Source organism: Caenispirillum bisanense (assembly GCF_039523075.1).
Lineage (GTDB): Bacteria > Pseudomonadota > Alphaproteobacteria > Rhodospirillales > Rhodospirillaceae > Caenispirillum > Caenispirillum bisanense.
Map to the genome: position 1 here is coordinate 139,232 of NZ_BAAAEP010000002.1, position 13,222 is coordinate 152,453.

Below are 13,222 nucleotides of genomic sequence, written 5' to 3' on the forward strand. Positions count from 1 at the left end.
GTCAGTCCTTTTCGAGAAGCCGGGCGACGTAGCGCGCCAGCATGTCGATTTCCATGTTCACCTCGTCGCCCACGCGGTAGGCGCCGAAGGTGGTGACCTCTTGCGTATGCGGAATGATGTTGACGCCGAAACGGGCGCCCTCGACCTCGTTCACCGTCAGCGACACACCATCAAGCGCCACCGAGCCCTTGGGGGCAACGAACTTGCGCAGCGCCGCCGGCACCTCGAAGACATAGCGCTTGCTTTCGTTCTCGTCACGAATGTCGACCACCCGCGCCACGCCGTCGACATGGCCGGACACGATATGGCCGCCCAGCTCGTCGCCGATCTTCATGGCGCGCTCGAAGTTGACCTTGCGGCCCGGCTGCCAGCCGCCGAGCGTGGTCTTCGACAGGGTCTCGTCACTGGCCTGCACCACGAACCAGTCGGCGCCCTTGTCGATGACCGTCAGGCAGACGCCGTTGCAGGCGATGGAAGCGCCCATGTCGACCGTGGACAGGTCATAGCGGGTGGCAAAGGTGAAGCGGGTATCGCCGCCCGGCTGGCGGTGCACCTCGCGCACGGCGCCGAGGTCGGTGATGATGCCGGTGAACATGGTCAGCGTCTCCCCAGGACTTCCAGAACATCGTCGCCGATGCGGGTGAGCGAAACGGGGGCAAAATCGGGGGCATCGGCCAGCCGGTCAAGGGCCAAGTCGCCCACCGCCGCCCGTCCGTCGCCGCCGATCACCCGGCCGGCGCGAAACCAGGCGAGGCGATCCACCATGCCGGCCCGCAGAAGGCTAGCCGCCACCTGCCCGCCGCCTTCGGCCAGCACCCGCGTGATGCCGCGCGCCGCCAGCCCGTGCAGGGCGGCCTCCGCCGAGGGATGGCCGCTGTCGTCGCAGGCCACCTCCAGCACCTCCACCCCCAAGTCGCGCAGGCGGGCGAGCGCGGCCGGCGCGTGGCCTTCCCGCGTCACCAGCCACAGCGGCACCTGCCGCGCCGACTGCACCAGCCGGCTGTCGGCGGACAGGCGCAGGGCGCCGTCCAGCACCACCCGCACCGGCGACCGCTCGATCAGCCCCGGCAGGCGGCAGGTGAGTTCGGGATCGTCCGCCAGCGCCGTGCCGGAGCCGATGAGGATCGCGTCGTGCTCCGCCCGCAGCAGATGGCCGCGCAGGCGGGCCTCGCCGCCGGTGATCCACTTGCTGTCGCCGTTGGCGAGCGCGATGCGGCCGTCCAGCGTGGTGGCGCACTTCAGCGTCACCAGCGGGCGGCCCTGCCGCACCCGCAGGAAGAAGCCGGCGTTCAGCGCCTCCGCCTCGTCGCGCAGGACGCCCTCGATCACCTCCACCCCCGCCTCGCGCAGCCGGGCCAGGCCGCGGCCGGAGACGCGCGGATCGGGGTCGACGGCCGCCGCCACCACCCGCGCCACCCCCGCCTTCACCAGGGCATCGGCGCAGGGCGGCGTCTTGCCGTAGTGGCTGCACGGTTCCAGCGAGACATAGGCGGTGGCGCCCGCCGCCGCGGCGCCGGCCATGGCCAGAGCCACCGGCTCGGCATGGGGACGGCCGCCCGGCTGGGTGACGCCGCGCCCGACGACGCGGCCGTGGCGGACGAGGACGCAACCGACCGTCGGGTTCGGCCACACCCGGCCGAGACCACGGCGCGCCAGGGCCAGCGCCGCCCGCATGTGGCGGTGCATCTCCTCCGGCGGCGGCGCCGGATCGGCCGGGGTGACGGCGGAACCGGCGGTCACGGCCTCATTCGCCTCCCAGCTTTTCCACGAAGTCTTCGAAGTCCTTGGCTTCGCGGAAGTTCTTGTAGACCGACGCGAAGCGCACATAGGCCACCTGGTCGAGCCCCTGCAGGGCTTCCATGACCATCTCGCCGATCATGCTCGACGGGATCTCGGTCTCGCCGGAGCTTTCCAGGCGGCGCTGGATGCCGTTGACGATGCGCTCGATACGCTCCTCGTCCACCGCCCGCTTGCGGCAGGCGATGCGGATGGAGCGCGCGAGCTTCTCCCGCTCGAAGGGGATGCGCTGGCCGTTGCGCTTCACCACCGTCAGCTCGCGCAGCTGCACGCGCTCGAAGGTGGTGAAGCGGGACTCGCAGGAGGGGCAGTACCGGCGCCGACGGATGGCCGAATTGTCCTCCGTCGGACGCGAGTCCTTCACCTGGGTGTCGTCGTGGCCGCAGAACGGACAGCGCATGTCGGTCTTCCCCCTCTAGCCCCGGCGGCGCTCCGGCCTCACAGCCCCTGGTAGATGGGGAAGCGGCGGCACAGGTCTTCCACCCGTTCCCGCACCGAGTTCTCGACCGCCGAGTTGTCGTCGCGGTTGGCGGCCAGGCCGTCCAGCACCTCGACGATCATCTCGCCCACCTGGGTGAACTCGGCGACGCCGAAGCCGCGGGTGGTGCCGGCCGGGGTGCCGAGGCGCACGCCCGAGGTCACCGTCGGCTTTTCCGGGTCGAAGGGGATGCCGTTCTTGTTGCAGGTGATGCCGGCGCGCTCCAGGCTGTGCTCGGCGACGTTGCCGGTCAGCGCCTTGGGCCGCAGGTCCACCAGCATGAGGTGGGTGTCGGTGCCGCCGGAGACGATCTCCAGCCCGCCGCGCACCAGGGTGTCGGCCAGCGCACGGGCGTTGTCGACGATGCTGGCGGCGTACTGCTTGAACTCCGGCTTCAGCGCCTCGCCGAAGGCCACGGCCTTGCCGGCGATGACGTGCATCAGCGGGCCGCCCTGCAGGCCGGGGAACACCGCCGAGTTGATCTTCTTGCCGATGTCCGGGTTGTTGGACAGGATCATGCCGCCGCGCGGGCCGCGCAGGGTCTTGTGGGTGGTGGTGGTCACCACGTCGGCATAGGGCAGCGGGCTCGGGTGCGCGCCGCCGGCCACCAGACCGGCGAAGTGCGCCATGTCGACCATGAACAGCGCGCCCACCTTGTCGGCGATCTCGCGGAAGCGCTTGAAGTCGATCACCCGCGGATAGGCGGAGCCGCCGGCGATGATGAGCTTCGGCTTGTGCTCGACGGCCAGGCGCTCGACCTCGTCGAAGTCGATGCGGGCGTCCTGGCGGCGCACGCCGTACTGCACGGCGTTGAACCACTTGCCCGACTGCGCCGGGGCGGCGCCGTGGGTGAGGTGGCCGCCGGCGGCGAGGCTCATGCCCATGATGGTGTCGCCGGGCTTCACCAGCGCCATCATGACGGCGCCGTTGGCCTGGGCACCGGCGTGCGGCTGGACGTTGACGTACTCGCACTCGAACAGCTTCTTGGCGCGTTCGATGGCGAGGCTTTCGGCGATGTCGACGAACTCGCAGCCGCCGTAGTAGCGCTTGCCGGGGTAACCCTCGGCATACTTGTTGGTCAGCACCGAGCCCTGGGCTTCCAGCACGGCGCGGGAGACGATGTTCTCCGACGCGATCAGCTCGATCTGGTTCTGCTGACGGCCGAGTTCGAGGTCGAGGGCCTTCTTGATGTCGGGATCGGCCTCGGCCAGCGAGGCGCCGAAGAAGCTGGTGGCGGACATCGGTGCGATCATCCTTACGTGGGAAAGCGGGAAGTGCTGCGCGGTGCCGCCGATTTAACCCGGCCGGCTCATCTTTTCAACGCGACGGGCGTGACGGCCCCCTTCGAACGCAGTGTCGAGGAAAAGCCCCAGGCAGTCGCGGGCCACTTCCGGCCCCATGGTGCGGCCGCCCAGCACCAGCACGTTGGCATCGTTGTGCTGACGGGCCATGCGGGTGGTGAAGGCGTCGTGCACCAGGGCCGCCCGCACATGGGCGTGGCGGTTGGCGGCGATGGAGATGCCGATGCCGGTGCCGCAGATCAGCACGCCGCGGGCGGCGCGGCCCTCCTTCAGGGCCGCCGCCATGGCATCGGCGAAGTCCGGGTAATCCACCGAATCCGTCGAGTTGGTGCCGAGGTCGAGGACGGTCAGGCCCCGATCCTCCAGGTCCTTCTTGAGAAGGGTCTTCAGCTCCAGGCCGCCGTGGTCGGAGGCGATGGCGATGGGGTCGGACATGGCGTGTCGCTTCTGTCGGGGGAAAGGGTTGCGGGACTGTTACCATATGTCGGCCGGCCATGCCAGCACGGCCACGACATCATGCGGCCGACCGGGCGCGCCGCCCGGGACTCCCTGCCCCGAGACAGCATCGGCAAAGGGTGCGGCAGTTCTCTTGACCCAGACTAAAGTACAGGTATTGCCTGAATCGCCCCCTGCCGGCCGGACAGGGTATTATTTCCATTGGCCGAGCCTCCGGCGCCGGCCCCACGGCGTGCAGGCCTATTCGCGGCATGGCGCTGACGTCGCGGAAATCGCTTTTACTGCGCCCGACCGCCAGTTCAAGTAATTATTTATTTCGCCGCGGCCCTTAACCAATTGACAGAATGATAGAAAGCAACAAGTATGTCTCCACTGGCCATCCCGGACGGGGGAACCGGTGAATTCGGCGGCGCCGGAAGTTGCGGCGCAGGCCGGTCGGGAAACCGAAACTGCCGCTACGAGCAGAGAAAATGGAACTGGTGACAAGATGACTGAAAGCCGGATTGAGGATGCCAACCGCGACGACATGCTGCGCATGGCGGTGGACGTGGTCGCCGCCTACGTGAGCAAGAACAGCATGCCGGGGGCGCAGATTCCCGAGCTGATCCAGACCGTCTACTCCGCCCTGGCGGCGCTGTCGCGTCCGGAGGCTCCCGCGGCCGAGGCCCCGAGGCCGGCCGTGAACCCGCGCAAGTCGATCACGCCCGAGTACATCATCTGCCTGGAAGACGGCAAGAAACTGAAGATGCTCAAGCGGCACCTGCGCACCAACTACAACATGACGCCGGACGAATACCGTCTGAAGTGGGGCCTGCCGCCCGACTATCCGATGGTCGCGCCCAACTACGCGCAGCAGCGGTCGGCCTTCGCCAAGAAGATCGGCCTCGGCCGCAAGCCGTCGGACGACGACGGGCGCCGCCGCGCCAGCAAGTGACCGGCCCCTGCCGCGGCGCCCGCCGCGGCAGCGCCTGCACCGCATGAAAAACGGCCGCATCGAACCCGATGCGGCCGTTGGACTTTCCGGGATGGAACAGCGCCGGCCCCTCAGCGGCGGCGCTTTTCCTCCAGTTCCGCCAGCTTGCGGTTCAGCTTGCGCAGGGCGTTCTGCTGCAGGGTGAACCGCGAGTAATTGGCCGGCGCCACGATGGAGACCTCGACGTTGGTCGCCACATCAATGGCCGAACAGCGCGCGACGGTGCCGTGGATGGTGATCTCGAACAGAACGTCGCCGGCACGCCGCTCGGCCATGGTGGTCCTCAAGGGTGGTCAGATCTCGCCGTCAATCATCTTGATGATGGCGGAGAAGTCCAGCCCGCCGTTGCCCTTGCTGGACATCAGCTGGTAGAGCGCTTCCGCCTGGCTGCCGAGCAGGGTGGCGGCGCCGGCGCGGGAGGCGGCTTCCTGGGCCAGCTTCAGGTCCTTCAGCATCATGTCGGCGGCGAAGCCCGGCTTGTAGTCGCGGTTGGCCGGCGAGGTCGGCACCGGACCGGGCACCGGGCAGTAGGAGGTCAGCGACCAGCACTGGCCCGACGCCTTGGAGGAGATGTCGAACAGCTTCTGGGCGTCCAGGCCGAGGCGCTTGGCGAGCACGAAGGCTTCCGCCACCGACAGCATCTGGATGCCGAGCATCATGTTGTTGCAGATCTTCGCCGCCTGGCCGTTGCCGGGGCCGCCGGCGTGGATGATGGCCTTGCCCATCTTTTCCAGGAACGGGCGGGCCTTTTCCACCGCATCGTCGCTGCCGCCGACCATGAAGGTCAGGGTGCCGGCCTCGGCCCCGCCGACGCCGCCGGACACCGGCGCATCGACCATCAGGAAGCCCTGCTTCTCGGCCATGGCGGTGACGGCGCGGGAGGTATCGACGTCGATGGTCGAGCAGTCGATCATCAGCGTGCCGGGGCGGGCGGTGGCGAACACGCCGTCGGTGCCTTCATAGACGTGCGACACATGCTTGCCGGCCGGCAGCATGGTCACCACCACGTCGACGTCGCGGGCGGCGTCGGTCACCGTCTCGGCGGCGGTGCAGCCGGCGGCCACGGCGCGGTCCACCGACTCCCTGCTGAGATCGAAAGCCTTCACCGTGTGGCCGGCCTTGGCCAGGTTGGCCGCCATCGGGCCGCCCATGTTGCCGACACCGATGAAACCGATGGTCGCCATGACGTCTCTCCTCCTGAACGTGTTCTTGTGGGTTGGGGCGGCGGCCTCCCCTGCCCCGTAGGATCAGGGTCGGCCGCCAAATTATTGAAACAACTGCCTTAATCGACCTTCAAGTCGTCCTGAGACAGGGGCGCGAAGAAGGCATCCACCGCGTCCTGGGCGACGGCGTCCAGCGTCGCCGGGCTCCACTTCGGGGCGTTGTCCTTGTCCACCAGCAGGGCGCGCACGCCTTCGAAGAAGTCCGGCCCCTGCATGAAGCGCTGCGACAGGCGGAACTCGATCTGCATGGCGCGGTCGAAGTCCACCTGGGCGCCCACCTGCATCTGGCGGAAGGCGACCTTGGTGGCGGTCGGGCTCTTGGCCAGGATGGTGTCGCGGGTCTGCACCGCCCACTCCGAGCCGTCGGCCGCGAGGCGATCCAGGATGTCGTCCACCGATTCGCCGGCGAAGCAGCTGTCGATCTGGTCGCGCACCTTGGCGAGCGGTGCCGGGCCCGGTTCCTCGTTGTACATGTCGAGCACGACGGTCACCGCCTGCTGCATCTCGTCCGGCGTGCGGGTGCCGGTTTCCGCCTCGCTCAGCGCCTGCAGCAGGTCGTTCAGGCGGTTGGCCGGCACGTAGTGGGTAGCGACGCCGGCATAGACGCAGTCGGCGGCGCGCAGGCGGGCACCGGTGAGCGCCAGATACATGCCGAGCTTGCCCGGCAGCCGCGGCAGGAAGTAGGTGCCGCCGACGTCGGGGAACATGCCGATGCCGGTTTCCGGCATGGCGAACAGGGTGCGTTCGGTCGCCACCCGGTGCGAGCCGTGGACGGAGACGCCGACGCCGCCGCCCATCACCACGCCGTCAAGCAGCGCCACATAGGGCTTGGCGTAGGTCTTGATGAGGCGGTTGAGGCGGTATTCCTCGCCGTAGAAGCGGGACAGGTAGGCCTCGTCCTTGGCCTGCCCGGCCTTCCACAGCGCCACCACGTCGCCGCCGGCGCAGAACGCCTTGTCGCCGGCGCCCTGGATGACGACGCAGTGCACGCCATCGTCCCCCGCCCAGGCCCGCAGCTGCGGGTCCATCTGCTCGATCTGCGCCAGCGTCAGCGCGTTCATGGCCTTCGGGCGGTTCAGCGTGATGGTCGCGATGCCGTCCTTGACCGCGAACAGGATCTCGTCGTCGGACATCCGGTCCCTCTTTTCCTTCGGCGACCGTCGCGGCAAGCGCGCCGGCGGCGTGGTGAGCCTGGTCGTGCGCCGATCACCCGGCGATCATCTTGCGGGAGATGATGAGGCGCATGATCTCGTTCGTCCCTTCGAGAATCTGATGCACCCGGAGGTCGCGCAGGTAGCGCTCGATGGGATATTCCCGGATGTAGCCGTAACCGCCGTGCAGCTGCAAGGCTTCGTTGGTCACCGAGAAGCCGGTGTCGGTCGCCAGCCGCTTGGCCATGGCGCACAGCTGCGTCGCATCCGGGCTCTTGCGGTCGAGCGCCGAGGCGGCCTTGTGCAGCAGCAGGCGGGCGGCCTCCAGCTCGGTCGCCATGTCGGCCAGCTTGAACTGCAGCGCCTGGAACTCCGCCAGCGCCTTGCCGAACTGCTTGCGGACGGTGACGTACTCAAGCGCCGCCTCCAACGACGCCCGCGCCCCGCCGAGGGAGCAGGCGCCGATGTTCAGGCGGCCGCCATCCAGGCCCATCATGGCGATCTTGAAGCCCATGCCCTCGTCCGACAGGCGGTTGGCCACCGGCACCCGGCAGTTCTCGAAGATCACGGCGCTGGTCGGCTGGCTGTGCCAGCCGAGCTTTTCTTCCTGCTTGCCGAACGACAGGCCCGGCGTGCCCTTTTCCACCACCACCGTGGAGATGCCCTTCGGCCCCGGCTCGCCGGTGCGCACCATGACGACGTAGATGTCGGAGCGACCGCCGCCGGAAATGAACGCCTTCTCGCCGTTCAGCACGTAATGGTCGCCGTCGCGCTCGGCCCGCGTCTTCAGCGAGGCGGCGTCGGAGCCGGCGCCCGGCTCGGTCAGGCAGTAGCTGGCGAAGTGCTCCATGGTGCAGAGCTTCGGCAGGAACCGGTGGCGCTGTTCATCATTGCCGAAGCGGTCGATCATCCACGACGCCATGTTGTGGATGGAGATGTAGGCCGCCGTCGACGGGCAGGCCGCCGCCAGTTCCTCGAAGATCAGCGCCGCATCGAGACGGGTGAGGCCGGAGCCGCCCACGTCGTCCTGCACGTAGATGCCGGCGAAGCCCAGTTCGGCCGCCGCCCGCAGCGTCTCCTCGGGGAAGACATGGTCGGCATCCCAGCGCGCCGCATTGGGCAGCATCTCGTTCTGGGCGAAGGAGCGCGCCGCGTCCTGGAAGGCGGCCTGATCCTCGGTCAGCAGGAAGTCCATGGAGCTTCTCCCGGGCGTTTTCGTTCTTGCATACAATTTTTGCCGAAGATCATACACAGTCGGCGGCGGCTGTAAAGGCGTCGGTTTCCCGAAACGGAATGACGATTTACTGCTGTGAAATCATCCTATTTTACACCACAACCCGCCGTGCCGTATTGACAGACGCCTCCCGCTCGGGTTTGCTGCACCCCACGTCCGTTCCAGCCCCAGGGGGAGTTGTCACATGGATCTCAAGAACGCGCGCCCGGAAACCCTTGTCCTTCATGCCGGCTATCGCCGTGACGAGGCGACCAAGGCGGTGGCGGTGCCCATCTACCAGACCACCAGCTACCAGTTCGATTCGACGGACCATGCGGCCAATCTCTTCGCCCTGAAGGAATTCGGCAACATCTACAGCCGCATCATGAACCCGACGGTGGACGTGCTGGAACAGCGTCTGGCAGCGCTGGAAGGCGGCGTCGCGGCGCTGGGCGTCGCCTCGGGCCAGGCCGCTTCCACCTTCGCGGTCATGAACCTGTGCCAGGCCGGCGACAACATCGTGTCGTCCACCGACCTTTACGGCGGTACCTGGAACCTGTTTGCCAACACGCTGAAGCAGTTCGGCATCGAGGTCCGCTTCGTCGACCCGAGCGACCCGGAGAACTTCCGCCGCGCCACCGACGAGCGCACCCGCGCCTACTACGCCGAGACGCTGCCGAACCCCAAGCTGCACGTCTTCCCCATCGCCGAGGTGGCGAAGATCGGCCGTGAGATCGGCGTGCCGCTGATCATGGACAACACCGCCGCCCCCCTGCTCGCCAGGCCCTTCGACCATGGCGCCGCGGTGGTCGTCTACTCGACCACCAAGTTCATCGGCGGCCACGGCACCTCCATCGGCGGCATGATCATCGACGGCGGCAACTTCGACTGGGAAGCCCAGGGCGACCGCTTCCCGACCCTGAACAAGCCGGACGACAGCTACCACGGCGCGGTGTGGACCGAGGCGGTGAAGCCGCTCGGCCCCATCGCCTACATCATCCGCGCCCGCGTCATCCTGCTGCGCGACCTGGGCTCGGCGATGTCGCCGTTCAACGCCTTCCAGATCATCCAGGGCCTGGAGACGCTGCCGCTGCGCATCCGCGCCCATTCCGAGAACGCCCAGAAGGTGGCCGAGTACCTGTCCAAGCACCCCAAGGTCAGCCGCGTGATCTACCCCGGCCTGTCGGAAGGCGTGCAGCGCCAGCGGGCCGACGCCGTGCTGAAGGGCGGCTACTCCGGCCTGCTCGGGTTCGAGCTGAAGGGCGGCCTGCAGGCCGGCAAGGCCTTCATTGACTCCCTCGGCCTGTTCTACCATGTCGCCAATATCGGCGATGCCCGTTCGCTGGCCATTCATCCGGCGTCCACCACCCATTCCCAGCTGTCGGTGGAAGACCAGGTTGCAACCGGCGTCAGTGAGGGGTATGTCCGTCTGTCGATCGGCATCGAGCACATCGACGACATTCTGGCCGACCTCGAACAGGCTCTGGAGAAAGCGTGAGCAGCGACCCTGGCATCGCCCGTCCGACCGCCGCATTCGGCTCCTACCCTCGCACGCGGCTGCGCCGCCTCCGCCGGGATGACTTCACCCGGCGGCTGGTGGCGGAGAACCGACTGACGCCCGATGACCTCATCTGGCCGGTCTTCGTCATCGAGGGCACCAACGAGCGGCAGCCGGTCGCGTCCATGCCGGGGGTGGACCGCCTGTCCATCGACCTGCTGGTCGACGCCTGCGGGGAGGCCCGGGAGCTGGGCATCCCCGCCGTCGCCCTGTTCCCCGCGGTCGATCCGGCGCTGAAGACGCCGGACGGCCGCGAGGCGACCAACCCGGAAAATCTGGTCTGCCGCGCCGTGCGCGCCATCAAGGCCGCCTTCCCCGACCTCGGCGTGCTGTGCGACGTGGCGCTCGACCCGTTCAATTCCGACGGCCACGACGGCATCTGCCGCGACGGATACGTGGTGAACGACGAGACGGTGGCGGTGCTGGTGCGTCAGGCCATCGTGCAGGCCCAGGCCGGCTGCGACATCGTGGCGCCGTCGGACATGATGGACGGCCGCGTCGGCGCCATCCGCGACGGCCTGGACGCCGCCGGCTTCCACGACGTGCGCATCTGCTCCTACGCCGCCAAGTACGCCAGCGCCTTCTATGGCCCGTTCCGCGATGCCGTCGGCTCCGGCGGGGCGCTGAAGGGCGACAAGAAGACCTACCAGATGGACCCCGCCAATTCGGCCGAGGCGCTGCGCGAAGTGGGGCTCGACCTGCAGGAAGGCGCCGATCTGGTGATGGTCAAGCCGGGCATGCCCTACCTCGACATCATCCGCCGGGTGAAGGAAACCTTCGCCGTGCCGACCTTCGCCTATCAGGTGAGCGGCGAGTATGCCATGCTGAAGGCTGCCGTTCACAACGGCTGGCTCAACAACGATGCCGCCGTGCTGGAAAGCCTGCTGGCCTTCCGTCGCGCCGGCGCCGACGCGGTGCTCACCTATACGGCGGTGGAGGCGGCGCGGCTGCTGAAGAAGGGCTGACGCCATGACCAACGGAGCGGGCAACGGCTTCGTCACCATTGCCGAGTTCAACCCCACCACCGGCGGCGAAACCGGCGTGGTGCTGCACATCCGCCCGGACAAGGTGACGGCGGTGCGCAGCGTGCCGGGCACGCGGGCGGCGTTCGTCTACCTCGACAACGGCATGGAATTCTGCGTCGTGGGCGCGGCGGAGCAGGTGGCGGCGCGCTTCGCCACGTCCTGACCCCGCCGCCCTGCCCGCCTTCGCTCGGCCCGCCTTCGCTCGGCCGGGAGGCCGGCGTCAGCCGTGGCCCTTGAGGAACTCAAGCACCGGCGCCATCTGGTCGGGCGTCATCAGCCAGGGGGCGTGGCCGGCCTCGGGCACCTCCACCACCTGACAGCCGGGGCCGCGCCCCTGCATCTCCGCCACCACCTCGGCCGGCAACAGGTCGGAGCGGGCGCCGCGGATCACCAGCACCGGCACCGTCACCCGATCCCACACCGCCCACAGGTCGATGGGCTGGTCCGGCTGCACCGCCTGGAAGGCGAGCGCAATGGCCGGGTCGTAGGCGAGCCGCCAGCCCTTGCCGTCCGGGTCCGGGCGCGTCGAATGGCGCACCACCGCCTCCCACCGCTCCGCCGGCAGCGGGCCGTAGGTGGCGGTGCGCTCGCGCAGGCGGGCCGACGCCGCCTCCAGGTCGGGAAACAGCGGGTCTTCGCCGACGTAGGTGCCGATGCGCAGCAACCCCTCGGCCGGCACCAGCGGGCCGATGTCGTTGATCACCAGCCGGCGGATCGAGCTACCGGGGGTGGCGGCCAGGAACAGGCCGATCAGGCCGCCCATGGACGTCCCCACCCAGTCCACCGCCTCCGCCCCGCTGCGGGCCAGCAGGGTCGCCATGTCGGCGAGATACTGCGGATAGGCGTAGCCGCCCTTGTCCCCCAGCCAGTCGCTGGCGCCGCGCCCCAGCACATCCGGGCACAGCACCCGCCGCCCCTGCCCGGCCAGCACCTCCGCCAGCGCATCGAAGTCACGCCCCTGGCGGGTGAGGCCGTGGACGCAGACCACCGTTCCCGAGGTCTCCGCCGCCGGGGCCGCCCACTCGACATAGGCCATGCGGCGGAATCCCTCCGGCCGCAGGACCGGAACGTGGTGCGAGGTCATGGTGATCATGGGGCTCTCCGTGGCCTGCGGGCGATGGGCAGACAGCGTCGGGCAAAAGCGCCGCCGCCGCAACCCTGCCCTTTCCGCATAGGGAAAGTGCTGGATACGCGAAGGTGCGTTGATGTATACAAGATGGGCACAGGGAGAAAACGTCCGGCGCCGAGCGCCGTGCAGAGACCGCCGTTCGCCCGTCAGAGGCGCTGATGCAAGGCGGCAGCGCGGGGAGCGGGCCGACAGGGAAGCAAAGGCGCATCCATGCCGAGAAGAACGCCGACGCGCGCGGACCAACTGCGCCGCGCCCTCGAAGAAGATATTTTCGCCGGCCGGCTGAAGCCCGGCGACCGCCTCGACGAACAAAGCATCGCCCAACGGTTCGACGTTTCACGCACGCCGGTGCGTGAAGCCTTGCGCCAGTTGTCCGCCTCCGGCCTCATCGAGGTGCGGCCGCGCCAGGGCGCCGTGGTGGCGGTGATCACCCTGCCCCGGCTGGTGGAGATGTTCGAGGTGATGGCGGAGCTGGAGGCCATGTGCGCCCGCCTCGCCGCCCGCCGCATGAACCCCGCCGAGCGCGAGGCGCTGAAGCGCGTGGTGCGCGACTGCGAAGGCTTCGAGAAGAAGATCGACCTGGAGGGCTATTACGCCGCCAACAAGGTCTTCCACGACGCCATCTACGACGGCAGCCACAACGAGGTGCTGGCCGACATGACCCGCAGCCTGCACCGCCGCACCGCCCCCTATCGCCGCCACCAGCTCAACCGCCCCGGCCGCATCAGCGAGTCGCTGGCCGAGCACAAGGCGGTGGTGGACGCCATCCTGGCCTATGACGCCGACGAGGCAAGCCGCCTGATGGCCCGCCACGTCAACGTCCAGGGGGATGTGTTCACCGACTTCATCTCGACGCTACCGCAGGGCTACGTCGCGTAATTTCAATACCTTGCAGTCCGTTTCTCAGCCTTAGCCATA

At 68.5% G+C, this 13,222-nt stretch carries 15 protein-coding genes; 5 read left to right on the forward strand and 10 right to left on the reverse strand.

What is annotated here, in order from left to right:
• Window position 1: 1 nt before the first annotated feature.
• From ABD056_RS02325 to rpiB, 5 genes are read right to left on the reverse strand one after another with little or no spacing between them, the layout of a single operon-like run.
• Complete coding sequence (locus tag ABD056_RS02325; RefSeq protein ID WP_343864018.1) at window positions 2–595, reverse strand: riboflavin synthase; 594 nt, start codon at window positions 593–595, stop codon at window positions 2–4.
• Between the two features lie 2 nt (window positions 596–597).
• Window positions 598–1,686, reverse strand: a complete 1,089-nt coding sequence (ribD, locus tag ABD056_RS02330; RefSeq protein ID WP_343864184.1) for a bifunctional diaminohydroxyphosphoribosylaminopyrimidine deaminase/5-amino-6-(5-phosphoribosylamino)uracil reductase RibD — start codon at window positions 1,684–1,686, stop codon at window positions 598–600.
• A 58-nt stretch (window positions 1,687–1,744) separates the two neighbouring features.
• Window positions 1,745–2,197 (reverse strand): transcriptional regulator NrdR, encoded by a 453-nt coding sequence (nrdR, locus tag ABD056_RS02335; RefSeq protein ID WP_343864020.1) that lies wholly within the window; start codon window positions 2,195–2,197, stop codon window positions 1,745–1,747.
• 38 nt (window positions 2,198–2,235) lie between these two features.
• Entirely contained in the window at window positions 2,236–3,516 is a 1,281-nt protein-coding gene (gene glyA / locus ABD056_RS02340; RefSeq protein ID WP_343864022.1) for a serine hydroxymethyltransferase, read from the reverse strand.
• Between the two features lie 54 nt (window positions 3,517–3,570).
• Complete coding sequence (gene rpiB / locus ABD056_RS02345; protein ID WP_343864024.1) at window positions 3,571–4,011, reverse strand: ribose 5-phosphate isomerase B; 441 nt, start codon at window positions 4,009–4,011, stop codon at window positions 3,571–3,573.
• Window positions 4,012–4,519: 508 nt separating this feature from the next.
• Between rpiB and ABD056_RS02350 the strand changes: the two genes are divergently transcribed.
• On the forward strand, window positions 4,520–4,966 hold the full coding sequence (locus ABD056_RS02350; protein ID WP_343864026.1) for a Ros/MucR family transcriptional regulator: 447 nt from the start codon (window positions 4,520–4,522) through the stop codon (window positions 4,964–4,966).
• 110 nt (window positions 4,967–5,076) lie between these two features.
• Here the strand turns inward: ABD056_RS02350 and ABD056_RS02355 are convergent, their stop codons facing one another.
• The 4 genes from ABD056_RS02355 to ABD056_RS02370 all read right to left on the reverse strand — a co-directional run bounded on the left by ABD056_RS02355 (window position 5,077) and on the right by ABD056_RS02370 (window position 8,574).
• The gene (locus ABD056_RS02355) at window positions 5,077–5,280 is read right to left on the reverse strand and encodes a DUF6898 family protein (RefSeq protein ID WP_343864028.1); all 204 of its coding nucleotides are present in this window, start codon (window positions 5,278–5,280) and stop codon (window positions 5,077–5,079) included.
• Window positions 5,281–5,298: 18 nt separating this feature from the next.
• Window positions 5,299–6,189, reverse strand: coding sequence for a 3-hydroxyisobutyrate dehydrogenase (mmsB, locus tag ABD056_RS02360; RefSeq protein ID WP_343864030.1), 891 nt, complete (start codon window positions 6,187–6,189; stop codon window positions 5,299–5,301).
• 98 nt (window positions 6,190–6,287) lie between these two features.
• Window positions 6,288–7,361, reverse strand: a complete 1,074-nt coding sequence (locus ABD056_RS02365; protein ID WP_343864031.1) for an enoyl-CoA hydratase/isomerase family protein — start codon at window positions 7,359–7,361, stop codon at window positions 6,288–6,290.
• A gap of 73 nt (window positions 7,362–7,434) precedes the next feature.
• Entirely contained in the window at window positions 7,435–8,574 is a 1,140-nt protein-coding gene (locus ABD056_RS02370) for an isobutyryl-CoA dehydrogenase (protein WP_343864033.1), read from the reverse strand.
• A 223-nt stretch (window positions 8,575–8,797) separates the two neighbouring features.
• Between ABD056_RS02370 and ABD056_RS02375 the strand changes: the two genes are divergently transcribed.
• The 3 genes from ABD056_RS02375 to ABD056_RS02385 are packed head-to-tail and all read left to right on the forward strand — an operon-like array spanning window position 8,798 to window position 11,338.
• Window positions 8,798–10,090, forward strand: a complete 1,293-nt coding sequence (locus ABD056_RS02375; RefSeq protein ID WP_343864035.1) for an O-acetylhomoserine aminocarboxypropyltransferase/cysteine synthase family protein — start codon at window positions 8,798–8,800, stop codon at window positions 10,088–10,090.
• The gene (hemB, locus tag ABD056_RS02380) at window positions 10,087–11,115 is read left to right on the forward strand and encodes a porphobilinogen synthase (protein ID WP_343864037.1); all 1,029 of its coding nucleotides are present in this window, start codon (window positions 10,087–10,089) and stop codon (window positions 11,113–11,115) included. Before ABD056_RS02375 ends, hemB begins: the two co-directional genes overlap by 4 nt.
• 4 nt (window positions 11,116–11,119) lie before the next feature.
• The gene (locus ABD056_RS02385) at window positions 11,120–11,338 is read left to right on the forward strand and encodes a hypothetical protein (protein WP_343864039.1); all 219 of its coding nucleotides are present in this window, start codon (window positions 11,120–11,122) and stop codon (window positions 11,336–11,338) included.
• A gap of 57 nt (window positions 11,339–11,395) precedes the next feature.
• Here ABD056_RS02385 and ABD056_RS02390 read toward each other — a convergent pair whose 3' ends face one another.
• A complete protein-coding gene (locus ABD056_RS02390) occupies window positions 11,396–12,268 on the reverse strand; it encodes an alpha/beta fold hydrolase (protein ID WP_343864041.1) in 873 nt (290 codons plus the stop codon).
• 246 nt (window positions 12,269–12,514) lie between these two features.
• Between ABD056_RS02390 and ABD056_RS02395 the strand changes: the two genes are divergently transcribed.
• The gene (locus ABD056_RS02395; RefSeq protein WP_343864043.1) at window positions 12,515–13,183 is read left to right on the forward strand and encodes a GntR family transcriptional regulator; all 669 of its coding nucleotides are present in this window, start codon (window positions 12,515–12,517) and stop codon (window positions 13,181–13,183) included.
• Window positions 13,184–13,222 lie beyond the last annotated feature (39 nt).

Coding starts and splice junctions, on each gene's coding strand:
- ABD056_RS02325 (WP_343864018.1), bottom strand. CDS start 595: ATGTTCACCGGCATCATCACCGACCTCGGCGCCGTGCGCGAGGTGCAC.
- ribD (WP_343864184.1), bottom strand. CDS start 1,686: ATGCACCGCCACATGCGGGCGGCGCTGGCCCTGGCGCGCCGTGGTCTC.
- nrdR (WP_343864020.1), bottom strand. CDS start 2,197: ATGCGCTGTCCGTTCTGCGGCCACGACGACACCCAGGTGAAGGACTCG.
- glyA (WP_343864022.1), bottom strand. CDS start 3,516: ATGTCCGCCACCAGCTTCTTCGGCGCCTCGCTGGCCGAGGCCGATCCC.
- rpiB (WP_343864024.1), bottom strand. CDS start 4,011: ATGTCCGACCCCATCGCCATCGCCTCCGACCACGGCGGCCTGGAGCTG.
- ABD056_RS02350 (WP_343864026.1), top strand. CDS start 4,520: ATGACTGAAAGCCGGATTGAGGATGCCAACCGCGACGACATGCTGCGC.
- ABD056_RS02355 (WP_343864028.1), bottom strand. CDS start 5,280: ATGGCCGAGCGGCGTGCCGGCGACGTTCTGTTCGAGATCACCATCCAC.
- mmsB (WP_343864030.1), bottom strand. CDS start 6,189: ATGGCGACCATCGGTTTCATCGGTGTCGGCAACATGGGCGGCCCGATG.
- ABD056_RS02365 (WP_343864031.1), bottom strand. CDS start 7,361: ATGTCCGACGACGAGATCCTGTTCGCGGTCAAGGACGGCATCGCGACC.
- ABD056_RS02370 (WP_343864033.1), bottom strand. CDS start 8,574: ATGGACTTCCTGCTGACCGAGGATCAGGCCGCCTTCCAGGACGCGGCG.
- ABD056_RS02375 (WP_343864035.1), top strand. CDS start 8,798: ATGGATCTCAAGAACGCGCGCCCGGAAACCCTTGTCCTTCATGCCGGC.
- ABD056_RS02385 (WP_343864039.1), top strand. CDS start 11,120: ATGACCAACGGAGCGGGCAACGGCTTCGTCACCATTGCCGAGTTCAAC.
- ABD056_RS02390 (WP_343864041.1), bottom strand. CDS start 12,268: ATGATCACCATGACCTCGCACCACGTTCCGGTCCTGCGGCCGGAGGGA.
- ABD056_RS02395 (WP_343864043.1), top strand. CDS start 12,515: ATGCCGAGAAGAACGCCGACGCGCGCGGACCAACTGCGCCGCGCCCTC.